This is a genomic window from Pontibacterium sinense (assembly GCF_015209595.1).
Classification (GTDB): Bacteria; Pseudomonadota; Gammaproteobacteria; order Pseudomonadales; family Balneatricaceae; genus Pontibacterium; species Pontibacterium sinense.
Map to the genome: position 1 here is coordinate 1 of NZ_JADEYS010000029.1, position 23,960 is coordinate 23,960.

Sequence of the window (23,960 nt, forward strand, 5' to 3'; positions counted from 1 at the left end):
CGCTGTGTTGGTCCCAACCTACGTGAGGGTGATGGGATTTGGATGTTGGGAATCGCTGCGCTCGTCCCAACCTACGTGACCGCATGCCTGGATGTAGGTTGGGTTGAGCAACGCGATACCCAACACAAGCCTTCATATTGACCCGATCCCACAGCAATGCATCTGACTTTCACTCCGCACCGCTGACTGTGCTAGATTGATTCACACCTGATCGGATCAATCAGGATAGCGAAATTGAGGGTATGTGAATGTCGGTTAAGGCATTAAAAACGTTGTGTGCCATTGTGCAGCAAGGCAGCTTTGCGGCGGCGGGTGATAAGCTGGGACTGACGCAAGCCGCAGTGAGTATCCAGATCCGTCAGTTGGAGGAGCAGCTAGGTGCGCGCTTGTTTGACCGTGTGGGACGCAATCAGGTGCTCAACCATGATGGTCGCAAGGTGTTGGAGCGGGCGGAACAGATACTCACCCTGTACGACCAGTTGGGTGACGGTTTGGGTGCTGCGGGGCAGTTCAATGGTGAGTTGCTGCTCGGCGCTGTTTTCAGCGTACAAACAGGCGTCTTAGGGCCGGTGTTGGCGCGGCTTCGTGACCGTTATCCGCTGCTGAAGATCAAAGTGCTGCGTGGTATGTCGATCGATCTGGCGCAGCGGGTTGAAAGTGGTGAGCTGGATGCGGTGTTGATCACTGAACCCCAACACAGTATCCCACCGGATTATGAATGGGCGACGTTAGACTGTGAGCCTTTTTACGTCGTTGCCCATAAAGATATCCCTGTACAGTCGGATGCGGAAATGCTGAGGCGCTACCCGTTTATCCGGCTTGATCCCCGTGCGTGGGCCGGCAGTATGATTGATAGTGAGCTGCGTCGTCGGGGGATTGCTCCTGATGAAATGATGGAGCTGGATTCCTTGCAGGCTGCATTGATGATGGTCGAACAGAAGCTGGGGCTGACAATCATGGCGGTCGGTAACCATCGACTAGAGTATTTGAGAGAACGTTTTTGTCTGGTGCCCTTTGGCGATCCGGTCATTCACCGCAATGTCGGCTTGTATCAACGGCGTGATCATGGCCGTAAGGCATTGGCTCAGGTGTTAATTGAAGAATTTCTTAAGCTTTAATATATAAATATTTTTTAAGTTATCTATCAAAAAAGATAAATTTTTTTGTTGTTTCTCCACGCGTAAGCTAAGCGGTAGTTGCATTGGGAGAACATCATGCCTGTCGCTATCGAAGCGTTAATTCCTATTATTCTGACCGTCCTGATCGGTTACCTGGCTCGTCAGCATTTTGGTGTGGGGGAGTCGGTATGGAGTGGGTTGGAGAAACTGACCTATTTTCTGTTCGCCCCCTGTTTGCTGGTGGTCTCACTGGCCAACAAGCCGTTATCGGATCTCGCCTGGGGTGAAGTGCTTGTCACACTCGTATCCGTTTTGCTCTTTTGCAGTCTGCTTATCGTGATCTGGCAAAAGTTTGTCCGTCCCGTTGATCTGCCGTCGTTTACCTCGATGTTTCAGGGTGGGGTGCGCTTTAACAGTTTTATTGCATTGGCGCTGGTGGACAATTTGTTTGGTGATGAAGGCTTGATGGTCGGTGCGTTAGCAACGGTGGTGATTGTTGTATCGGTGAACATTTTAAGTGTGTCGGCTTTTTCTGTAGCAAACCGCACTGATGGCGGCTGGCGTAAGCTGCCGTATCAGTTGGTGACGAATCCGCTGATTATCGGATGCTTTATTGGATTATCACTCAATTTGAGCGGAGTAGGGCTGGCGCCTGCATTTGATAACTTGATGACGATGCTGGGTAAATCAGCGTTGCCAATGGCTTTGCTATCGGTGGGGGCTGCGCTAAGGTTGGGTGATCTGCGCAGCAGTGCCGATATGATCGCGTTTACATCGGTGGTGCAGTTTATCGCCAAACCTATTGCGGCCTTATTGGTGGGACAGTGGTTGGGGCTGGAAGGTCTAACTGCGGTAGTGGTGGTGATTTTTATGGCGGTCCCCACTGCGCCGTCTGCTTATGTGTTGGCACGTCAGTTGGGCGGCAACCATCAGGCAATGGCGTCGATTATTACCGTACAAACAGTGTTGGCGTTCTTTACACTGCCACTGACATTGGGTTTGCTGTTGCCAACCTGAGAGACAATAAAAAGGCCGCTGAACCATTTAGTTAGGCGGCCTTACTCGTCCTAGAGCGAAACCTACTGGGCTTCGGTGTCATATTGCTCTGGTTTCTTCGCTTTTTTGTGTTTATACATCGACCGGTCAGCTTCTTCGATCAGGGTATCCAGCGAAATTGGGTGGTTGCCGTGGCGACAGCAATATCCATAGCTGATGCCACTATCACTTAAAATATCGCTCTCCGAGCATAGGCGATTGAACTCGTTTTCTAAGCGTTGGCAGAGTACTTGAAGGTGATCATGAGTATCTGTCAGCAACATCACTACAAATTCGTCACCACCCAAACGGGCGATGATATCGTTTTCTCGACAGCAGTTTTTCATTGCTTGTGCCAGTGTAGAGATACAGACATCACCAGCCTGATGTCCATGTTCATCGTTTAGCGCCTTCAAATTATCGATATCAAGGTAAGCAATCCCGATACTCAGGCCAAAGCGTTTGGCATCTTTGATCCGCTGAGCCCCCAGTACTTTCAAGCCGCGCCGGTTGCTGACGCCGGTCATTTCGTCGGTGAGCGCCAGTGTTTTGATCTCTTCATACGCAAACATCATGCGCAGATCAGCGTCGATCATGTCGCGAAACTGTTCCAGCAGCTCTATCTGATTGGATTGATAGTCGCTGCTTTTTGTATCGATAACGCAAATTGTGCCGAAAAGCGTGCCATCTGGCCAAGTAATCGGCATACCCAAGTAGGAACGCACCGGGCCATCCTTTACCGGGTCTGCATCTTTCCATTTGTCTTCATTGGGTGCATCTCTCACATAGAGGCCTTCGCCTGTTTCTATGATGGTCCGGCAAAAACTCTTCATCTCCCAAGGCCATGACGAATCGCGCTGTAAAAAGTTGCCTTCATTGAGGCTGGCAACCACCGCATTAAATTCCTGCTGTCGAAATTGCACGATGGTGCCGCAGGCTGAGTCAAAGAGCTGTGACATCAGATCTACAGTGCGCTGCCACTTACTTATATCAATAGATGGGTGAAGGTGTCTGGAGAGGCAAGTTTGCGTATCTATCATCACATGCAGCCTGTTCTATAAAGTACGCCGCGTATTTAAAAATGGAGGGCGCCCTTTGTTCGAGTGAATCTTGTTAGACGGTACCAATATGTTCTTGGTGTAAACGCCAAAGCACCACAATCCCTCGTAATACTTCTTCTAAATCATACAGATTCAGAAATAATCATCTGTTTTATCAAACGTCTCTTTGGTTTAGCCGATCTCTTGTTAACTGGCAAATGCCGATTAAACCTGTTTCATCCTGAATAGATATTGAATGCTTCAAGTCAATCTAGCAGTTGTTACCCATAATGGGCAAATTGACGTGTAGGTCACACGTGATTTAAGCAAGATATCTTGCTTGCAGAGTCTTCAGATCTGTACACTTTTGGTTTTTCAGGGCGGATATTCAGCGGAGAGATACACGATGGCAGCAGCGATAGGTGATATGCAGTTTATGGAAGACAGCGAAGATCAGGCACAGTTTCTAACGCAGGTGTTGTCCGAGGATCAACTGACGGCCAGCAGTAAACGTTATGTTGTCTGGTCATCCGTGATGGCTGCCCGGGATAAAGCGTTAACAGACTTTGCTGCCCAATTAACCGATGCAGTACCTGATGCTGAAAAGCGAGATATACGTTTTGCCCTGAGCCGAATGGCGGTGACTAATCCGTATTTCTTTAGCCGTAATTTCGCGCAAGTGAATGCAGGTGGTTCGCTGGATGTACTGCATATGCGGGATTTTCAGAGTATACAGGTGCATGACGAGATCGGTTATCACTACGCATGTATAGCAATCTCAATGGTGAACGGTGGTTACAATTGCTTCCGCAGTCACGTGTCCAGTTTGCAGCAACTGGGTGAGTCGGATGAGGCGATAGATCAGGCGATGCGAATCACATCTGCATTGATGGCAGTACGTCAGGCGACGTTTACTCAGGAGCAGTGGGGCGTTTAACGCCTTTGTCTTATGAAGCGCAAGAGATTGAGTATTCCATAAAGGATATTCAACGCCGCGCTTCAAGGATCTATCAGCAGTAAGCCCAAGGTGTGTTGCTGGACTTGGCATAAACGGTGCTTAGTCGCCCCATGAAAAGAAACAGCTAATTCCCAGCACGCCCCATACCGTTACGCAGATCCAGTACAAACCTGGCTGAACGTCACGATATACGAAGTCCCACAACAGCGTGTAACCCGCATAAATATCCCAGGCAACCCACCCCAGTAATAACACACCCACGGTAAACCAGAACGATCTCATTAAACGACTCTCTTGTTTATTGTCAGTGTTGGTAGTTTATTATCAAATATTATTTATTGTCAATATTGATCATAAACTAATAACGGTCGCCCCGATGTTTACTCTGAGAGCCTTTTGAAAAACTGTTACGTAAGTAAATGCTTAAGGTAAGTTCAATACGTTTGAATTTAACAACCTATCAGTCAGTCCATAATGGATCGCATGTACTTGATCCTCGCTTTACAGCTACAAACCTTATGAGGTGGCAGATGAATAATAAAAATGATGACCTGTCTTTATGCGGATTGTCACAAGACCAGTTAGATGCTCACTGGATGCCATTTACCGGCAACCGTGATTTTAAGCAAGACCCGCGCATGATTGTTTCCGCAGAGGGTAATTATTACACCGCTGCGGACGGTCGTAAGATTTTTGATGGCCTGTGTGGTCTATGGACCTGTGGTGCTGGTCACAGCCGCCCGGAAATTACCGAAGCGGTCAGCAAGCAGGTTAAAGAGCTGGATTACTCGCCAGCGTTCCAGTTTGGTCACCCAAAATCTTTCGAATTGGCCCACCGCATTACGGAGTTTATGCCGCAAGGTTTAAACCGTGTGTTCTTCACCGGTTCCGGTTCTGAATCGGTTGAAACTGCGTTGAAGATTGCCCGTGCGTACTGGCGCAAGAAAGGTCAGGGCAGCAAAACGCGCCTGATCGGTCGCGCTAAGGGGTATCACGGTGTGAACTACGGCGGTATCAGTGTGGGTGGTATTGGTCCTAACCGTGCTATTTACGGACCGGGCATCGATGCAATCCATCTGCCGCACACCCTGTTGCCAGAGAATAAGTTCGTGCAGGGTATGCCGGAAACCGGCGTGTATCTGGCCGATGATCTGGAAGATCTGATCGCCACCCACGATGCCTCAAATATCGCGGCAGTGATCGTAGAGCCAATGGCCGGTTCTGCGGGTGTGATTCCGCCACCGGTGGGTTATCTGAAGCGTTTGCGTGAACTGTGCGACAAGCACAACATTCTGCTGATCTTTGATGAGGTGATCACTGCATTTGGTCGTGTGGGTTCTAAGACCGGCGCTGAAGAGTTTGGTGTGACCCCGGATCTGATGACCATTGCAAAACAGATGACCAACGGTGTGATTCCGATGGGTGCAACCATCGCCAAGCAGGAAATTTACGACACCTTCATGGAAACCGGTGGTCCGGATTACATGCTGGAGTTGCCACACGGTTATACCTATTCCGCGCATCCTGTTGCGTGTGCGGCGGGTCTGGCATCGCTGGATATTCTGGAAAACGACAAGCTGATCGAGCGTGTGAACGCGGTATCGCCTCAGTTCCAGGAGATGTTGCACAGCCTGAAAGGTACGAAATACGTATCGGATATTCGTAACTACGGTTTGGCCGGCGCATTAAGCATCGAAGCCGCACCGGGTGAGCCAGCACTGCGTCCCTATCAGATTGCGATGAAGTGTTGGGAGAAAGGTTTCTATGTTCGTTATGGCGGCGACACCATTCAGCTGGGTCTGCCGTTCACCGTTGAGATTGAAGAGATCGACAGCCTGATTAATGCGCTGGGCGACTCCATCAACGAACTGGATTAATTAAATAACGTACTGACGCATCACCGTCAGCCTGCTGGTCTCTTTTTGCGAATAGGGGCCAGCACACAATAAGAAAGCTCGAGGAAACATTATGACTATGATTGGCCACCTGATCGACGGCGCAATGCGCGATGACGCAGCCCGCATGCAGGACGTATACAACCCATCTACCGGTGCTGTGAGCAAGCAGGTTGCGCTGGCATCCGTTGAAACTGTAGAAGAAGCGATTGCGGCTGCAGAACGTGCGTTCCCGGCTTGGCGTGACACGCCGCCAGCGAAACGTGCGCAGGTGATGTTCCGTTTTAAAGCCCTGCTGGATGCGAATAAAGACAAGATCTGCGAGATGATCGGCGAAGAACACGGCAAGATCTCTCACGATGCTGCGGGTGAACTGCTGCGTGGTATCGAAAATGTTGAGTACGCATGTGGTGCGCCAGAACTGCTGAAAGGTGAGCACAGCCGTAATGTAGGTCCGGGTATCGATTCCTGGAGTGAGTTCCAGCCACTGGGTGTGGTTGCAGGCATTACGCCGTTCAACTTCCCGGCTATGGTGCCGCTTTGGATGTACCCAATGGCGATCGTATGCGGTAACACCTTCGTGCTGAAACCGTCTGAGCGTGATCCATCTTCAACCCTGTTTATTGCGCAGTTGTTGCAGGAAGCGGGTTTGCCAAACGGTGTTATCAATGTCGTAAACGGCGACAAAGAAGCGGTTGATGTGCTGCTGAGCGACGATCGTGTTAAAGCGGTGAGCTTCGTTGGTTCTACGCCAATTGCGGAATACATCTACAGCACGGCGAATGCTAACGGCAAACGTTGTCAGGCACTGGGTGGCGCTAAAAACCACGCGATCGTTATGCCGGATGCGGATATGGATAACGCTGTTAACCAGTTGCTGGGTGCTGCGTTTGGTTCCTCCGGTGAGCGTTGCATGGCGCTGTCTGTAGCAGTTGCTGTTGGTGATGAAGCTGCTGACACGCTGGTTGCGAAAATGCGTGAAGCTATGCAGCCGCTGAAAGTGGGTGCGTACAGCAACCGCGAGAACGACTTTGGTCCTGTGATCACTCGTGCACACCAGCAGAAAGTTAACGGTTACATCGACAGCGCAGAAGCTGACGGCGCGACGGTTGTCGTTGATGGTCGTAACCCTCAAGTTGAAGGCTATGAAGACGGTTTCTTCGTCGGTGCTACCTTGATCGACGGTGTCACTTCTGAGATGCAGAGCTATCAGGAAGAGATCTTTGGCCCTGTATTGCAGGTTGTCCGTGCGAACAGCATGGAAGAAGCGATGCAGCTGATTAACGATCACGAATACGGCAACGGTACCTGCATCTTCACCCGTGACGGCGAAGCGGCGCGTTACTTCTCTGATCACATTCAGGTTGGCATGGTCGGCATCAACGTACCGCTGCCAGTGCCAGTGTCTTACCACAGCTTCGGTGGTTGGAAGCGTTCTTTGTTTGGTGACCTGCATGCTTACGGTCCTGATGCGGTACGTTTCTACACCAAGCGTAAAACAATCACCCAGCGCTGGCCTTCCAGCGGTGTGCGTGAAGGGGTTTCTTTCGCATTCCCAAGCTAAGGGAGTACGAATAACCCTGTGAATTGGGTAAGTTGGGATACGCGATAGCGGTTCCTAACGCATTACCCAATGTGTGTTGGGCTGGGTTGAGTGAGCCTTGCCTAACACACGATGCACCACCCGATCTGACGTTTCACCGTTTTCTTTTTGGCGCATTGGGAGTCATGCGTTAAGGAGAGCTCTTCCGGGACCTCGTTGGTGATGAGGCACTTATGCTCTGTGCCTTCTTCACACCCCGTTTTGCAGACCTTGATTTGGATTGAGGTCTGCTTTTTTTGTTTAGGCGAGATGAAACATCTAAAGATGTCATCATGTATGGAGTGACTGGCCGTATTCCGGCTTAGTACTCCGCTTGCTTACATATCCACGCTTTAAATCTCACAAAAGCCTCTGATTCCGCACGTTGTTTAGACCACACCAGATAGTATGAGAATCGAGACGGTTTGTTCTGGTCGCAGGCAACCGCGAGCTGGTTATTGGCGATCTCCTGCTCGATCATCGATTTATCAACCAGTATAAACAGGTCGCTCAATGAGCATGCCTCAATTGCCTGTGCTGCGGTTTGTACCTTCATGACACAGATACGCCGGTCAGTGCGAATATCTGCCTGGGCAAACCACGCTTTCCAACGATCAGTATGTGCGACTGCATCTACCAGAGGTTTCTGAATCAGTTCTGCTGGTGAGAGTGTTCCCCCTAATTTCTCCAACAAACTGGTACGGCAGACGACGACCGGATGTTCGTTAAAGAGTTTCAAGCTGTTCACCTCCGGCCATGAGCCGTCGCCCTGACGAATCACACAATCCAGATTACTGCTATCGACATTGACTAAGTCCGTTGTGGCTTGAATGGAAAGTTCGATATCGGGATGTTGAGTCTGAAGCTGATCCAGTCTTGGCATTAGCCAGCGTGTTGCAAACATCGGCACTGAGCTGATTTGAACAGTTGGCTTCGGCGGCATTAATGCGTGTTCGGATGCTTGAAAGAGTTCATGCAGTGGGCGATTAATCGATTGGAAGAGTTGCTGTCCCTCTGTGGTAAGGCGTACTTGCTTATCTAGGCGCTCAAAGAGTTTGTAGTCCAGCTGCTGTTCCAGTTTTCGGATCTGATGGCTCACCGCAGACGGTGTGATATGCAGCTGTTCGGCGGCAAGCTGAAAGCTCTCTACACGTGCAGCGCAAGCGAAGGTGTTAAGGCTGTTAAGGGGGATTGTAAAATGCATCAGATGATTTTAACTCACTTGTGAGGCGAGAATATACCTTTTGTTAGCCGCTGGAAATCACCTTAATCTCCTGCCGAAACGGATTTAATCAAATTGAGGTTGTATGATGGAGAATCAGGAGTTTAAGGAAAAATTAACTGAAAATGGCCATGTTGATACTAACTATTATCTGAGTAAGGCGCGGCTTTTACGTGGGCAGGCGTTGATAGATGTACTGAATTGGACACGAATAAAATTCATCCGTTTGTTTCGCGCTTCTGCAGATTAGTGTGCGTCCATGTTAATCAGCCACTTCTGCGATGGAGGCCCGATCAGTGCCATAAACACAGTACTGTCCTTTACCCGCTCTTTTGGCTTGATACATCGCGGAATCTGCATTCTGGAGAATGGCCTTGATGTTCCGGTCGTTATTATCGGATAACGCCACACCAATACTGGTTGATACTTGAACGCTGTCTATACCGTTCGGTAGAGAAATAGGTTCAGCGATACCGTTAATTATTCGCAAGAACAGTTCGCGTAGCCGCTCACCATTGCTAAATCCGGGGAGTAACAAAACGAACTCATCACCACCCACTCTCGCGGCGGTATCTGACTCCCGAAGAAAGGATTGAAGCCTCTTTGCGACGGTCTTTAAAACTAAGTCTCCAACATGGTGACCGTAACAGTCGTTGATCTCTTTGAACTCATCCAGATCCAGAACGCAAATGGCTGAGAAGCTATCCAATCGGTGTTCTGTAGAGAGGGCGATCTTAAGGCGATCATTCAGTAGCAATCGGTTAGGAAGGCCAGTCAGTGCATCAAAGTATGCCAGTTCATCCAGGACTTTTTGTCTTTCGACGAGTTTGGCATTTAAGGCGGATAAGGTTTTCGCGTGCCGTGAAGATTTAGCCATGAGCACCACGATCATCAGAGTGAGAGCAATCAATGCGGCTAACAGTAACCAGGGGTGCTGACTCCTGTTAGCGGACAAAAATTCAGGTGACGCATGAAGTTCAAGTATCCACGTGCGGCCTGGAACATGAAGGGGAAAACTGGCTTTGACTGATGGTGGGCTGGTGTCGTCTGCATTGGGTGAGGTTGTATCGGCCGCTACCGTGCCCGCACCTAATCGGGGATAGATCTGAATGGGCTTTTCGGTAGAGACATCAAACAGCTTCATACCGATATCTCTTGTGCTTAACGCATCCTGTAACTTGAGCAATAGGATTTCCGGTCGCAGCATTAGGATGATGTAACCTTTTAGTGCGTTCCAGCGTTCTGTCTGTGTGTTGATGGGCTTTTCGTTGTTGTAGATAGGATGGTACATGGCGACCGCAAGTGGTCCATCAGGGTCCTGAACGATAGGGAAGGGCTGTGTGGTGTCTTTGGTACCATTCTTTGCTGCATCGCGGATGGTAATGGTATTAAAGGGGCGCGCTAATGGATCAAGGCCAACCGCTTTACGATTCGGTTCTAAAGGTTCTGCGTAAAAAATGGGGAAGTATTCCTGACGACTAGGGGCTCGTACAACTGTATCAGCCTCTTCAGATACATCGAATATTCCTAGTGGAGCCAGGCCCAATGAAGTCAGTCTGGCCTCGTAGTGCGTCCGTTGGGTGTCAGGTATGCGAGGTGCCCAATGAACGGCAGTAATTTCCGGATGTTTCTCCAGTACGGTATTTGCGAATTGTCGGTATTCCTCTCGAGAAGGTTGTGTCCGTGCCTCAAACAGGCCAGCGAACGAGGTTGATAGCATGGTTGATTGTTCAATCAGTCCCTGAACTCTCAGGCTTTGGGTTTGAGCGTATTGTGCGAAGTCGGCACGGATGCGTTCATCTTCGTAGGACCGACTAACGTGGAATGCACTTTGCGATAGCAGGATACCGAGTATGAAGACAAAAATTGCAGGTAGGAAGATTGCAGCGCCAAGAGGCTGGCATCCTTTCTCATTCTCTTGCTCAGTCAATTTATTTAACACCACTGCATTCCCAAAGTTGTCACACAATACATAGATATCAGTGCGTCTTGTTCTTTATCGTTTAATAATGAACTTGATTTAATGTAGACGAGATAAATGGGTTAAGCGCAATTAAACTGTAAAAAACATTAGTATCAATGGGATGTGATTGCTTTTTGTGTGTGGGGGGAGGCTTTTTTTCTATGGTCTCAAACGGTGTTTTTATTTTTTTTGTTTGAAAATATGTTGGGATACGATGATCTTAGCTTCCGTAAGAAGCGTTGGTGGGTTCTACTGCCAGGGAAAAAGGCGCCGTTGTATCAGAACAACGACGCAAAGGATGTCGCGGTAAAGCGATCTCAGCGGAGAGGTAGTGCGGTTAGTAACCGAGCAATAACTTCGGCAGGAACAGGGACAGTTCTGGGACAAACGTCACCAGGAATACCATCGGCAAGTGGCCAAAGCAGAGGAACTTCAATGTAGGGGTGATATAACGGTCGAGTGACAGTTTGCTGACCCCTCCTGCCATATAGAGCATCGGCGCACAGGGTGGCGAAACGTTACCCAAACCCAGGTTAACCCCCACAACGGCTGCAAAGTGGATCGGATCAATACCCAGTTCGTTGATGATTGGCAGGAAGATAATGGCTGCTAGAACGCTGCCGGAAATATCATCAACGATCATGCCGATCAGTAACAGCAGCAGATTGATCAGCAACAGAAGCACGTACTTGTTGTCTGAGATTTCGAGCAGGGCCAGCGCAAGATCACGTGGTACTTGCTCCAGAATCATCGCGCGACTCATGATGAACAGGAAAAACAACACTGCCATAATTGAACCGGTCATGGTGACTGCACGTACGGTTACTGCTCCCAGACTGCTCAGTGACATGCCTTTGTAAATAAACAAGCCCACAGGAATCGCGTAAATTACCGCAATGGCCGCAGCTTCTGTTGGCGTAGCGATACCACTATAGATGGCACCCAGAATGATCAGAGGCATCAACAATGCAAAGGCTGCGTGGCAACCGGTTGTAGCTACGCCTTTTGCCGCTTGTGCAAATGGTAGTGGTGCATCGACCTGAATATCTGGATTATTGCGCAGGAACCAGATGTTCAGACCACAATACAGCAGCGTAAGCAGAATGCCGGGAACAATGGTGGACAGGAATGCTGCACCAACGGACAAGCCGCCCGTAATCGAAAATACGATCATTGGAATGCTCGGTGGAATCAGCAAAGCCAGTACGGATGAACAAGCGACTAATGCCGTTGCGTGGCCTGCAGGATAGCCCTCGCGAACCATGCGCGGAATCATAATTTGACCGACCGCTGCGATCGCCGCAGAAGAGCTGCCTGAGATTGCGCCGAACAGTGCACAGGTCAGTACGGTGACGGCGCCAAGTCCGCCTTTGATGCGTCCGACAATAGAGTTAACGAAGTTCAGTAATCGTTCTGAGATTCCGCCTTCTGCCATTAACAGGCCGGCAAAGATAAACAGGGGCAGCGCCAGTAGCGCAAAACTGCTGGCGGTCTTAAAGCCATGAGGGATCAGGAATGAGATGTTGTTGCCTGTGGTGAACGCAAACATCACGGCGCCGATGCCAAAGGCAAAAGCCACCGGAATTTCGATCAGGATCAGGATGACAACAACGAGCATTGCGACAAGAAATAATGTCATTGCACAGCCTCCTTGGTGTTTAGTGATTTTCTAGCGCGATGTTTGCGGCGCAGATCGCGGAATTCATTGATTGTTTCGAGCAGGAAGTAGCCCACCATCATCGCAAAACCGACAATCATGCTGGTGCTCCATAAGCCACGTGGCCAGCGCAGGTTGATACTCAGGCGACCCCGGTCCAGCTCTTTAATCGCGTATTTACAGGCGAAATAGCCAAAAATACAGGCGGCGATCATGCAGGTAATCGAACCGATAAAGCGGATTATGTTGACCTTGTAAGGGTCTTTCACGATCAGGCTGACGATACCGCCGTGAATGTGTTCACGTTCACGGGTGGCATATCCCATACCAAGGAAATAGATCCAGACCGCAAGCAGGATGGAGGCTTCTTCAATGCCGGTAAAGGGCGACTCAAGCACATAGCGCATGATGACCTGAGAGAACATCAGGAAGGCCAGCCCCAGGCCTGCCAGCATCATCATAGAGCGGAACATCCAGTTAAGGATTCGCTCGAAACGAATCAGATAGCCGTCAACTTTGTTATTGGGTTGTTCTGGAATCGCGTGTAAGTGGGGAGGAATAGGGTGTTTACTCAGATCTGGATCATAATCGTAGATCTTGGTGTCACCCACGGATTTAACAGGTGTGAAAAGCTTGTCTTGTTGCATGGTACTGATCCTGAAAAGAGTATCCGGGAGGGGTATCGCCCTTCGGGCCCTTGCTGTCCCGATATTGGGGGTCAGGACAGCGAGGAGGGCGATACCAAAACGGTTAGAACAGGTCAGTTCTTACTTGATGCCCGCAATGTCGCGCATCATGGTCATGATTTCAGGACCTACGATGCCTTCCATGAACGGCCATTCGTTGGCGTACAATGCTTGCTTGGCGTTGTTCATCTGTTCTGGGTTCAGCTCAACGACTTTGATGCCAGCGCCGCGTACTTTATTCAGGAAGCCTTCATCGATCGCTTGTGCTTCGTCCCAGATTTTATTCAGGGTGACATCGGCCGCGGCCAGTACTTTCGCACGCTCATCCGCTGGTAGATCTTCCAACCAGGATTTGTTTACCACCCAGAATGCGTGTTCGAAGTAGTCGCGGGTCAGGATGTATGCAGACAGTACGTCGCGCATCTGCCAGATTTCCACGGATGGGCCAAAAGAACGGCCATCAACGGTACCCAGCTGCAGAGCGGTGTACAGCTCAGAGAATGGCATTGGAACTGCGGTGAAGCCCCAGTTTTTGAAACGCTCAATGCCGATTGGCACCGGTGGTACGCGCATCTTGATGCCTTGGGCATCAACCGGGAAGTTGGTTGGGATGCGGTCAACACCTTTACGGATTGCAACGGAGCCGAAACCGGTTGGGATTGTACCCAGTACCACCAGATCCAGGTCATCCATAATCTCGTTGTATACGTCGGTCATTTTGCCGTTAGGGCCGTACACTTTGCGTGCATCATCCCAGTTATCGACAACATAACCCAACCAGGACAAGTCGAGGCGAGGATCATATTCAGATGCACCGAAGCTCATGCTCATCGGTACAACACCTTCCATGCTCTGCTCGAAAATAGACGCCCAGTCACCCAGATCACCACCCGGATGGTAGTCAACGCTCATGGTAGAGCCTTGCTTCGCCAGTTGGTCGGTGAACGTTTCGGATGCCAGATGGAAGATATGATCAGTCGGGTAGGCGTGTGCGAGCATGAACTCGTCACCAGCCTGAGCAGACTGCATGGTTGGAAGTGTCAGCGCTGCGGTGATGACGCATGCAGACAGTGTAGATTTAATGGTGCTTTTGATTGTCATAGTGACCTCTAATATTTTTTGTTGTGGTCATTCTTATCACCCTCGGTGCAAGTCCGTTGATAAACAGATCTGAAGGCGTGAGATTGATTCTGGCCTATGACATTGTTTCGTTAAATTTGAAATAATTTTAACCAAGTTAAGTGATTGGTTAACTTAATGGGATTGAAGTGTAAGTAGTGTAAAGAGGGGTAAGTGAGAGGGTTTGTTGGGAATCGCTTTGCTCGTCCCAACCTACACAAATCTTAAGCACTACCACCCGTAGGTTGGGACGAGCGCGAGCGATTCCCGACGTTACCGCTCACCGAAACAAGTGGTGTCGATCTCGCCGCTTGCTGCCCAATCGTTATCGATCCACCCCCGCTGGATATAGCGATGAATGCTCGAATACGGCCATTCCGAAGGATTTCCAACATACCCGTGCTTCACCGGATTGAAATGGATGTAATCCATATGTCGTTCTAAATCATCATTGTTGCGGATGAGGTGCTCCCAATATCGACGCTGCCACACACCACGTTCACCCCTTGATTGACGGCTCTGCGATATCACTTCTGACTTGGGTAGCTTGCGGGAAAACGATGTTTTGATCATTCGCCATCGAGAGGCATAGGCGCTGTCATTGGTGGGCAATGTCCAGATCGCATGAAGATGATCAGGCAGCACAACCATCGCATCAATACGAAAAGGGTGCCGCTGTTTTACAGACGCCACGCAATCGCGTAACAGATCGATGTGATCTGTCAGCAAAGTGTCCTTGCGGTTGTTGATATTTACGGTGAAGAAATAGGTGCCGCCAGCTTGTGACGCACGTCGATACAGCATCATTAACATCCTTGTTAATTGGCTTGATTGATAAATGCTGAGTGTAGCTTCTTTTGGCTCTGTGTTGGGAATCGCTTTGCTCGTCCCAACCTACACAATTACCACCCGTAGGTTGGGACGAGCGTTAGCGATTCCCAACAAAAACAGGTGTACTAGCTTTCACCCATCAGGTGCTCAAGATAGGTTTCTAACACGAGATTGGAGCGGGCGCCTTTGCGGGTGATGACGGAGAAGTCAGTTTCGTAGTGGTGTTTGTCAGGATCGATGGCGCGCATTTTTCCAGCCGCGACCCACTGGTGCGCAAGATGCTCCGGCAAGTAGCCGAGGTACTGACCGGTGAGGATCAAGAAAGCGATCCCTTCGCGGTCGGTGGCGGTGGCGGTGGCTTTGAGCTGCTGGTGGCAGGCTTTAATCAGTGCGGTTTGCGCATAGGCGGGGACAACCGCGTCCCATGCACTCAAGTCTATTTCGCTGTCGTCCACGTCAAACAATGGATGGTTGTGGGAGCAATAGAGTTTAGAGCGTTCTTCGTATAACGGGTGATAGTTCAGGCCCGCCAGCGCGCGTAGAGTTGGAACAATGCCCACATGCAGTCTGCCATCCAGAACGCCCAGCTCGATGTCATTAGGCGGGATCATACGGATATTGATGATCACTTCCGGGCCTTGCTGTTTCAGTTCGGACAATGCGTTGGTGATCAGCATCTTGGGCATGGTGACCAGGTTGTCCGTGATGCCGATGTTCAGTTCACCTTTGAGCTGCGTGTGCAGGGTGTTCACCTGCGTGCGAAAGTCCTCGATTGATGAGAGCAGCTGCAGGCTGTAGTTGTAGATCTGTTGCCCCTCTTCTGTCAGCGAAAACCCCGAGCGTCCACGTTGGCAGAGGCGAAATCCCAACCGGCTTTCCAAGTCTGACATGGCGATGCTGATGGCCGCACGGCTGATATTCAGTTCAACCTCGGCGGCAGAGAAGCCGCCGCACTCGACCACCACTTTGTAGATACGCAGCATGCGCAGATCTACATCGCTGATCTGCCCCTTGAATTCACTTTTCTTAGCCATGTCGATGGTGTGCTCAATCTAATATGTTTAGCAAATGCTTATGTAATAGATGTTCATTTATACATTGTATGAACATAGAGCGCCGTCGTTTCGCTGTCAACTGCGAGTAGAGTGGGTTATTCACCCCACGCCAGCATCTGCTCTGGATGATCAATTACACCCTCAATACGTTTGCGTAGCAGTTCGGCGAATTCGACGGTGATCATCGATGCCGGCGTATCTGCCGGGAACATCAAGCCAATCCGCAGGAATACATCGGGCTGAAAACGGCGGAAGACGACCTTTCCAGGCTGCGCGTAGGTGGTATAGCTGTAGGCAGATAGCGGATCGAGTACTGACACGCCCAGCCCACGCTCGACAAATTTCAGCGCAGGAATAAAGAAGCGAGTTTGCAAACGTACATTCATACGATGCCCGCTGGCTTCGAACAACTGCATCAGATCGTGAAAGATCATGTGATCCGGGTGCAGGGTGATCATCGATTGACCGTCCAGCATCTCAGGGGTAATCACCTCGTTGCCCGCCAGCGGGTGATCGGCGGGGAGGGCGCAGAGGCAAGGGAGTTCGAACATCTGGTTTTTACCGATCTGGGATTGATGCTTCGTCATCTCAGCGATACCCAGATCGTACTGATTGGACGCGATCCACTCGACAACCGCGTCAGAGGTGCGGGTTTGCAGCGAGGCCTGAACCTTGGGGTGGTCTTCCAGAAAGTCTGCCAATATATCGGGGACGAAGAAGTTGGATGGGCCAGGCATACAACCAATTCGCAGGAAACCGTACTGTTTGTTCTGGATGTCCTGCACCGTTTGGCTGACGTCCTGAATACGGTTAAAAATTGCTTCAACCTCTTTGTACAGATAGTTAGCTTCAGGAGTCGGGTAAAGACGTTTCTTATGACGTTCAAACAGCTGAAAACCGATCTCACTTTCCAATGAACTGATCATCATGCTGACCGCCGGTTGGGTTCGGAATAGCTGTTTCGCAGCCTGTGAAACCGAGCCGGTGAGCATAACTGCTCGAAATGCTTCCATCTGTTTAAGGTTCATGATGATGCCTTGGTATATTAGTTTTGCTGATGAGTAGAGAAAAAAAATAGATCCAAGTTATGTTATATGCGTACGGTGCAAAGAGATCAATACTTGATAGCATCCCGTAACCAACGTTGTATCGGCATAGAGGTGCGTGGATGGAAGAGGTATGCAGAGTCACGTCCGTGCAATGAGGGGAGGTGCGCTGTAATACGTTGACAGGTATGGTCTGTAAGGAAGAGAGAGGTGGTTTAAGCGTGGTTCAGCGGCAACCCGGATGCGTGAGCAGAGCCGGGAGCCGATGTTCATACAGGGCGTTTACTTCTTGCTAACGCGCGCTGCTTCATCTTTGTAGATGCCGTAAGTGACTTTCAGGTCTTTGATCCAATCAGGACCGTGACGGAAGTCTACCAGTGCACCGATGTTTTCGTATGCTGCCAGTACCTTAGGATCTTTCATTACGTTCGCAGTTGCCGCGGTCAGTTTATCGACCACTTCCTGAGATACGCCTTTAGGGGCGAATACGCCAGACCAGCCACCGAAGCTACCTTTGATACCGTAGTCTGCGAAGGTTGGAACACCAGGGAACGCGTCCATTTTCTGGTTGATCACCAGTGCGCGGGCACGGTCAGCTTTTACGTGAGGGCCAAACGCGGGTGGGAAGGATACTGCAGAATCGATGTGACCCCCGACAACAGAGACCATGGAATCCGCAGCGCCTTTCGCGTGCACGTATTTAACTTTGTAGCCTGCCTGATTGGCGATGATGGTCGCCATGATTGTGCCGGAAGAGGATGCACCCCAAGAACCCTGAGTGATTGTCTTGCTCTTAGCACCCGCTACAAACTCGTTGAAGTCCTGATACGGGCTGTCTTTAGCCACGACTACAGCCAGCGGTACAGAGGTGAACTTTACAACCGGGGTAAAGGTATCAAAGTTGTACGGCGTGTTGGTGAAGTTTGGTGTCACCAGCATGTTACTCAGGCCCGCATTGATCAGCGTGTAGCCGTCATTTTTAGCGCGCGCAACAAACGATGTACCGACCACGCCACCGCCACCGGTTTTGTTGATCACAACAACAGGTACACCCAGCTCTTTTTCCATTGCGTCGGCCCAGATACGGGTTGTCAGGTCGGAGTCACCGCCTGCGCCCCATGGCACGATCACTTTGATTGGTTTGTCTGGGTATGCAGCCAGTGCTGCACCAGAAGCCAGAGATACGGCGAGTGCGCCAGCGATGGATAGCAGGGTTTTTTTAGTGCTTTTCATACGTACTTCCTTCGATTTATTTTTATTTACGTTTAACAGTCTTCTCAGGACGTTGGACCTAGGAGTTGGGACGTCGCGGTCCTGAGAAGAAAATCAGTGTTGTCCGGCTCAGGCTGTTTTCTCTTTCACTGGAGCTGGGATTTTTGATGCTTTTCTTTTTGAACGCATGCTAGAGAAGACAAAGAATGCGGACAGTGCGATAAACACCCATGAGAACGGTGAAGCAAAGAATTGGTAATAATCGTCGCCAACGATGGCAAATGCCTGATCCAGGTTCTGTTCAAGGAATGGGGTGAGGATAAAGCCGATGATAAATACCGCCGGGTTCAGTCCTACCATGCGCATGCCGTAGCCCAGAACAGTGAAGGCGATCAGTACCAGAATGTCATTCATGTTCTGGCCCGCGGTGAAGGCGCCGGTGAAGGCAAACACAGTCACACACGGGAAGATGAAATAGCGCTTCAGAGAAGCCATATTTACGAAGAACTTGAATCCGGAACGTGCAATCACCAGCAGGAACAGATCTGTGATCAGGAAGCCTGCAAAGATCGCGTAGATGGTTTCCGTGTGTTCGAAGAAGATCATCGGACCCGGTGTTAGACCGTGGATCAGGAACGCACCCATCAACAGTGCGGCAACATCATCACCCGGAATACTCAGGGTCAGCATCGGAATCATGCTGGAGCCACAGACTGCGTTGTTAGCGGATTCTGCCGCTGCGATACCTTCAGTAGAGCCTTTGCCGTACTCGTTAGGTTTCTTAGAGGTACGTTTTGCTTCGCCGTAAGCGATGAACGCTGCAGTACTGGAACCCAAACCGGGCAGTGCACCTATAAAGGTACCGATACCACTGGATTTCAGGATGGTGCGGAACACACCGCGGAACTCTTTAAAGCTGATGCGGTTGTCAGCCGGATTGGGCGAATGGGTGATCGCCAGCTCGTGATGGGGCACCTTGCGCCGGCGAATCACATTGATCACTTCTGGCATGACCAGGATACCGATCAACATTGGCGTGAACGTAAAGCCACCGATCAGCTCATCAACGCCGAATGTAAAGCGGGATGTACCGGTAATGGAATCCATACCCACCATGGCGAACAACATACCCAGACAGCAGGACAGTAAACCGCGTGGAATGGATTCACCCGCCATCGAGCCGATCACGGTGAAGGCAAACAGCAGCAGGAATACTTTTTCAATCGGGCCTGCCTGTAGCGAGATCGCAGAGATTGGTGCCGCCACCAGAATCAGTACCAGCGTTGCAATCATCTCACCGGAGACCGAAGCAAACAGGGACATATCCAGTGCTTTGCCGGCTTTGCCTGATTTCGTCAGTGCATGACCGTCCTGAGCGGTCAGGAACGATGCGGCCGCTCCCGGTGTGTTGATCAGGATGGCTGAGATAGAGCCGCCATAAATACCGGCTTTATACACGGCCAGCAACATGGTGATACCGATGATCGGATCGACATAAAAGGTCATTGGCAGCATGATGGCGATGGCCATGATGCAGGAGATACCTGGGATTGCACCAAACGTAATGCCGATGAAAACACCCGCAATAATGCCCAGAATCGGGCCGATTGCGAGGATAGACGAGAAACCGCTAAGAATATTATCAAACATCTGAATATCTCCCCTTACAGCGTCCAGGTTGGCAGGTAAACCCGCAGAAATTCTCTGGATCCGTAATAGATCAGAACGGGGGTGATAACAGACATGGTAATGATCGGTATCCAGCTACGGCCACCTAGAAGTACGGCGACAGCGAGCATGACAAAGGGAGTCGTAACCATGAATCCGAGGTGCGGGACGGCAAGCCAGTAGGCGATGAAGATGCCGATGTATATAAAGATACCGCGGAAACCGTCTGTCACAATCAGTTCTGGGCCTTCAAGCTCCGCACCCTTGGAGAGTTTGCTGAATGACTGGATAGCGATAGTCGCAGCGAAGATGAGCATAAGGCCAGCAACCACGCGGGGCAGAAACATAATGCCCAAGTCACTTTCCGCACCACCTTCTACAAGGTTGTCGTTGGTTAGGATGATCACCGAAACGATGATCAAGAACGTCGATACAACGACGTCTATTTTTCTTCTATCCATTGTAATACCTAAGTATTTCTTATTTTTATTCGACCTGCGCTTGCCGTTCACACGGTGCCTCTAGCGGGCGGTCAATTCATTTACGGCCATTGAACTGTTGACGCCATAGGTCGCTGATTCATTCAGTGTAAATAAACTGAATATAGATACAATTCTAAAAAATATTTGATTATATAAGTTTTGCTTATGTTTTTAGGTCGTCTCTATCTTGTCTATATACAAGTCTAGAACGGGATAGAAAAACGAGAAGGGTGGGGCTATTCGAGAAAATTGCGGTGTTCAGATGACATTGTGAGGTGTTGTGTCAGTTCAGGGTGTCTTTAAAAGAAAATGAGGTTTGTTGTCCTTACTGACTCTGCATACCGATAACGCTGCTTGCATTGAAGTCAATTCGTGGATTCGGTGAGAGATCCCCGGCGGGATATCTTTGAATATAAGGAAAATTGATGAAATCTTAAATAAATACGATTTGTGATTATATTTTCTGAGGCAAATAATAATTGCATCAAGGCTCTGACCTGAATTGTTTTAGACATCAGGCTGAATATAAAAATAAAAGAAGCTCCTTAATCTGCGCATCGTGTCTGCTCGCAACGTGAAATAAATCACGGTGTTCACTTTGCATCTTGATCCCTTCTCTTATCTCGTTCAGCCATCCCACTGTCTGCAAATTATTCATGTCTGTATTTCCGTATAAGTCTTACGGGGCAGGCAGGTTCACTGTTTTGATGATTCAGGCTGCCGATTGACCAGTTACACACTGATGTGTTCATGCAAAAGACGAAAACATGAGACGAAAACAGGGACGAACTGGTCCGTTGGCTCAAATCCAACGCGGGTAGCCAGCTGAAGAAAACTGATGACAAGTGAGTATGAAATGATCCAACGCCAACATTCCAATCAACGTATGAGTCAGCTGGTGAGCTTTGCCAACATCGTCTGGACCGCCGGGCAGGTTGCAAAAGACCCGTCTGAAGATATGGCGGGACAAACTCGTCAGATTCTGGCACAAATCGATGCATTGCTGGCTGATGCCGGAAGCGACAAAAGCCATCTAATCAGTGCCAATATCTGGGTCTCTGATATTCGCCAGTTTGCCCAGATGAATGAGGTCTGGGATGCGTGGGTCGACAGTGAAAATGCACCGGTACGTGCGTGTGTTGAATCCCGTCTGGCCCGCCCTGAGCTTCTGGTAGAAATTCAGGTTGTGGCTGCAAAAGCTTAAGTTACTGAGGCGTGGTGAACCCACCACGTAGCGAATATGCAAAGTTCACATATTGCGATTATCGGTGCTGGGGTGGTGGGGCTGTCCACTGCGCTTAGCCTGCAAAAGGCGGGATATAAAGTCACTGTCATCGACAAGGAAGCGCCGGGTATGGGTGCGTCCTTCGGTAATGCCGGGTTGTTTGCTGATTATGCCCGCTTACCATTCGCCAAATTTGCGATGATGTGCAAGATGCCGGGTATGTTGCTGGACAAAACCAGTCCGCTCTCCATGCAAGGCAGTTATCTTCCATCCCTGATGCCCTATGGCTGGGGATTCTTCAAGGCCTGTTTCCCTGCGAAGTATGTACAGGGCAAGGCCGCATTAAAAGCATTACAGGAACATACCCAGCAAGCGGATCGGGATCTGTTGGCGCTGACGGGCGCGGCGGATCTTATTAAGTCCGAAGGTTGTCTGGGACTGTTTGCAACAGAAGACGGTTTTGCTACCGCGCAGCAAGGCGATCTGAAAGAGCGTCGGGAGCAGGGGGTTAATCTCCAGTTTCTGAACGCTAAGCAGGTGCGTGACTTAGAGCCTGATCTTGCAGGTTTTCACGCCGGTGGCGTTTTTTATCCCGACACTCGCTTTACGGTCAGTCCGTTGGAGCTGAGCCGTCGTTATGCGCATCACTTTACCGCCAATGGCGGGATCATTGCGCAAGATGAAGTATTGGCAGTGAAGCCTAAAGATGACGGCGTTGATCTGCGTTTGTCTCAGCATTCTGTTAGTTTTGATCGTGTGGTGATCTGCACGGGTGTGGCATCTAAAGCGCTGCTCGCGCCGTTGGGCGTGAAAGTGCCGCTGGTAAGCGAGCGTGGGTATCATCTGACGTTGGATATTGGCGATAAACAGCTCAGTCGTCCGGTCGGGTGGTTGGATAAAGCGGTGTTTTTGACCCCGATGGCCGATGGTGTGCGTCTCGCTGGTACGGCGGAGTTTGCGTCTGCGGATGCGCCACTGAACCCGCAGCGCGCTGAAACCATGTTAGAGCATGCCAAAGTGATGCTGGATGATACACCAGAGATCAAATCGACCTGGGTGGGCAGTCGTCCATCAACGCCGGATTCCTTGCCGGTGATTGGTCCGTTAGAACAGCATCCTAGGGTCAGTGTTGGATTTGGGCATGGGCATCTGGGTTTGACCTTCGGTGCGATTACTGGCCAGTTGATTGCTGAAAGTATTCAGGGGCAGACACCTTCGGTTGATCTGACTCCATTTTCCGCCGCACGTTTTAGCTGATACGCGGCGGCCAGAGAACAAAACAAAGGTATATTTATGATTATTAAAGGCGGCATCAATATTTGTGGGCTCAATGTAGGCGTGATCTCACTGGAATCCTACTTCCCGAAACCTGATGGCCATATCAAGCATCCGGCAAGCTTCGAGTTCCCTGTTTTCTATAAAACGGTGCAGGGCGCGACGATTGACCGCTTAATCCGTGAACGTGACCCTGAGCTGCTGAAACCCTTTATCGAAGCGGCGCAAGAACTGGAGCGTGAAGGCGTGAAAGCGATCACGGGCAGCTGCGGTTTTCTGGCGCTGCATCAGAAAGAGATCGCCGATGCTGTGGATGTTCCGGTCTTTATGTCCAGCCTGATTCAGGTGCCGCTGGTCTCCCGTATGTTGAAGCGTGACCAGAAAGTTGGTGTCGTTGTTGCCAACAGTGATGCTCTGTCCGAGGATCATTTGAAAGGTGTCGGTATCGCTGATGAGCCGATCGTGGTGGCGGGCATGCAGGAGCAAAAGCAGTTTGCGGAAGTGATTCTGCGTGGTGAGACCAATGATCTGGATATGGACCTGTTCGAAGAGGAACTGTGTTCAGTGGTTCAGAATATGCTGGATCAGAACCCGGATGTGGGTGCGGTGGTACTGGAGTGTACGGATCTGTCCCATTTTGCGCCAAAACTACAGGCTCGATTTGGATTGCCAATCTTTGATCTGAGTAGTCTGACCCGTATGGTCGCTGCGACCGTGGATCGTCAGATCGCCTGATTTATTTGTTGTGATACAGCGCAGTCGATGACTGCGCGCGAGGCCCACTCTAAAGCCGGTTCAGACTGCACTCTGAACCGGCTTTTTTGTGTTGGCGGGCTTAAAGGCAATTGATTAGTGTTATTGAAGCAGAGTGGGTGTCGGATTCAGCAAATA

The 23,960-nt window shown here is 50.1% G+C and carries 21 protein-coding genes; 8 read left to right on the top strand and 13 right to left on the bottom strand.

What is annotated here, in order from left to right; all coding sequences use genetic code 11:
- Positions 1-248 precede the first annotated feature (248 nt).
- Positions 249-1,118 (top strand): LysR family transcriptional regulator, encoded by an 870-nt coding sequence (locus tag IOQ59_RS19760; protein ID WP_193955201.1) that lies wholly within the window; start codon positions 249-251, stop codon positions 1,116-1,118.
- A gap of 96 nt (positions 1,119-1,214) precedes the next feature.
- Positions 1,215-2,135 (top strand): AEC family transporter, encoded by a 921-nt coding sequence (locus IOQ59_RS19765; protein ID WP_193955202.1) that lies wholly within the window; start codon positions 1,215-1,217, stop codon positions 2,133-2,135.
- A 62-nt stretch (positions 2,136-2,197) separates the two neighbouring features.
- On the opposite strand, the gene IOQ59_RS19770 is transcribed toward IOQ59_RS19765, so the two are convergent.
- A complete protein-coding gene (locus IOQ59_RS19770) occupies positions 2,198-3,193 on the bottom strand; it encodes a sensor domain-containing diguanylate cyclase (RefSeq protein ID WP_193955203.1) in 996 nt (331 codons plus the stop codon).
- 406 nt (positions 3,194-3,599) lie between these two features.
- Between IOQ59_RS19770 and IOQ59_RS19775 the strand changes: the two genes are divergently transcribed.
- Positions 3,600-4,130 carry a hypothetical protein gene (locus IOQ59_RS19775; RefSeq protein ID WP_193955204.1) on the top strand — a complete coding sequence of 177 codons (531 nt, stop codon included), beginning with the start codon at positions 3,600-3,602 and terminating at the stop codon, positions 4,128-4,130.
- Positions 4,131-4,250: 120 nt separating this feature from the next.
- On the opposite strand, the gene IOQ59_RS19780 is transcribed toward IOQ59_RS19775, so the two are convergent.
- Positions 4,251-4,433, bottom strand: a complete 183-nt coding sequence (locus IOQ59_RS19780) for a hypothetical protein (protein WP_193955205.1) — start codon at positions 4,431-4,433, stop codon at positions 4,251-4,253.
- 248 nt (positions 4,434-4,681) lie between these two features.
- On the opposite strand from IOQ59_RS19780, the gene aptA reads away from it, so the two are divergent.
- Together aptA and IOQ59_RS19790 are read left to right on the top strand one after the other, a co-directional pair.
- On the top strand, positions 4,682-6,028 hold the full coding sequence (gene aptA / locus IOQ59_RS19785) for an omega-aminotransferase AptA (RefSeq protein ID WP_193955206.1): 1,347 nt from the start codon (positions 4,682-4,684) through the stop codon (positions 6,026-6,028).
- Between the two features lie 91 nt (positions 6,029-6,119).
- On the top strand, positions 6,120-7,610 hold the full coding sequence (locus IOQ59_RS19790) for a CoA-acylating methylmalonate-semialdehyde dehydrogenase (protein WP_193955207.1): 1,491 nt from the start codon (positions 6,120-6,122) through the stop codon (positions 7,608-7,610).
- A 340-nt stretch (positions 7,611-7,950) separates the two neighbouring features.
- Here IOQ59_RS19790 and IOQ59_RS19795 read toward each other — a convergent pair whose 3' ends face one another.
- The 11 genes from IOQ59_RS19795 to IOQ59_RS19845 form a co-directional block, all read right to left on the bottom strand.
- On the bottom strand, positions 7,951-8,832 hold the full coding sequence (locus IOQ59_RS19795; protein WP_193955208.1) for a LysR substrate-binding domain-containing protein: 882 nt from the start codon (positions 8,830-8,832) through the stop codon (positions 7,951-7,953).
- A gap of 280 nt (positions 8,833-9,112) precedes the next feature.
- Positions 9,113-10,792 carry a sensor domain-containing diguanylate cyclase gene (locus tag IOQ59_RS19800; RefSeq protein ID WP_193955209.1) on the bottom strand — a complete coding sequence of 560 codons (1,680 nt, stop codon included), beginning with the start codon at positions 10,790-10,792 and terminating at the stop codon, positions 9,113-9,115.
- 358 nt (positions 10,793-11,150) lie between these two features.
- Positions 11,151-12,452, bottom strand: a complete 1,302-nt coding sequence (locus tag IOQ59_RS19805) for a TRAP transporter large permease (RefSeq protein WP_193955210.1) — start codon at positions 12,450-12,452, stop codon at positions 11,151-11,153.
- Entirely contained in the window at positions 12,449-13,117 is a 669-nt protein-coding gene (locus tag IOQ59_RS19810; protein WP_193955211.1) for a TRAP transporter small permease, read from the bottom strand. The genes IOQ59_RS19805 and IOQ59_RS19810 overlap by 4 nt, the downstream gene beginning before the upstream one ends.
- Positions 13,118-13,237: 120 nt before the next feature.
- Entirely contained in the window at positions 13,238-14,257 is a 1,020-nt protein-coding gene (dctP, locus tag IOQ59_RS19815; protein ID WP_193955212.1) for a TRAP transporter substrate-binding protein DctP, read from the bottom strand.
- A 291-nt stretch (positions 14,258-14,548) separates the two neighbouring features.
- The gene (locus tag IOQ59_RS19820; protein WP_193955213.1) at positions 14,549-15,082 is read right to left on the bottom strand and encodes an REP-associated tyrosine transposase; all 534 of its coding nucleotides are present in this window, start codon (positions 15,080-15,082) and stop codon (positions 14,549-14,551) included.
- Between the two features lie 149 nt (positions 15,083-15,231).
- Complete coding sequence (locus IOQ59_RS19825) at positions 15,232-16,140, bottom strand: LysR family transcriptional regulator (protein ID WP_193955214.1); 909 nt, start codon at positions 16,138-16,140, stop codon at positions 15,232-15,234.
- Between the two features lie 116 nt (positions 16,141-16,256).
- Positions 16,257-17,189 carry a LysR family transcriptional regulator gene (locus IOQ59_RS19830; RefSeq protein ID WP_193955215.1) on the bottom strand — a complete coding sequence of 311 codons (933 nt, stop codon included), beginning with the start codon at positions 17,187-17,189 and terminating at the stop codon, positions 16,257-16,259.
- A gap of 300 nt (positions 17,190-17,489) precedes the next feature.
- Complete coding sequence (locus IOQ59_RS19835; protein WP_193955216.1) at positions 17,490-18,440, bottom strand: Bug family tripartite tricarboxylate transporter substrate binding protein; 951 nt, start codon at positions 18,438-18,440, stop codon at positions 17,490-17,492.
- A 108-nt stretch (positions 18,441-18,548) separates the two neighbouring features.
- Positions 18,549-20,069 (bottom strand): tripartite tricarboxylate transporter permease, encoded by a 1,521-nt coding sequence (locus IOQ59_RS19840; protein WP_193955217.1) that lies wholly within the window; start codon positions 20,067-20,069, stop codon positions 18,549-18,551.
- Positions 20,070-20,083: 14 nt separating this feature from the next.
- On the bottom strand, positions 20,084-20,548 hold the full coding sequence (locus IOQ59_RS19845; protein WP_193955218.1) for a tripartite tricarboxylate transporter TctB family protein: 465 nt from the start codon (positions 20,546-20,548) through the stop codon (positions 20,084-20,086).
- A gap of 877 nt (positions 20,549-21,425) precedes the next feature.
- Between IOQ59_RS19845 and IOQ59_RS19850 the strand changes: the two genes are divergently transcribed.
- From IOQ59_RS19850 to IOQ59_RS19860, 3 genes are read left to right on the top strand one after another with little or no spacing between them, the layout of a single operon-like run.
- Complete coding sequence (locus IOQ59_RS19850) at positions 21,426-21,773, top strand: RidA family protein (RefSeq protein ID WP_193955247.1); 348 nt, start codon at positions 21,426-21,428, stop codon at positions 21,771-21,773.
- Positions 21,774-21,809: 36 nt separating this feature from the next.
- Complete coding sequence (locus IOQ59_RS19855) at positions 21,810-23,051, top strand: NAD(P)/FAD-dependent oxidoreductase (RefSeq protein ID WP_193955219.1); 1,242 nt, start codon at positions 21,810-21,812, stop codon at positions 23,049-23,051.
- A gap of 36 nt (positions 23,052-23,087) precedes the next feature.
- On the top strand, positions 23,088-23,804 hold the full coding sequence (locus IOQ59_RS19860) for an aspartate/glutamate racemase family protein (RefSeq protein ID WP_193955220.1): 717 nt from the start codon (positions 23,088-23,090) through the stop codon (positions 23,802-23,804).
- Positions 23,805-23,960: the final 156 nt, after the last annotated feature.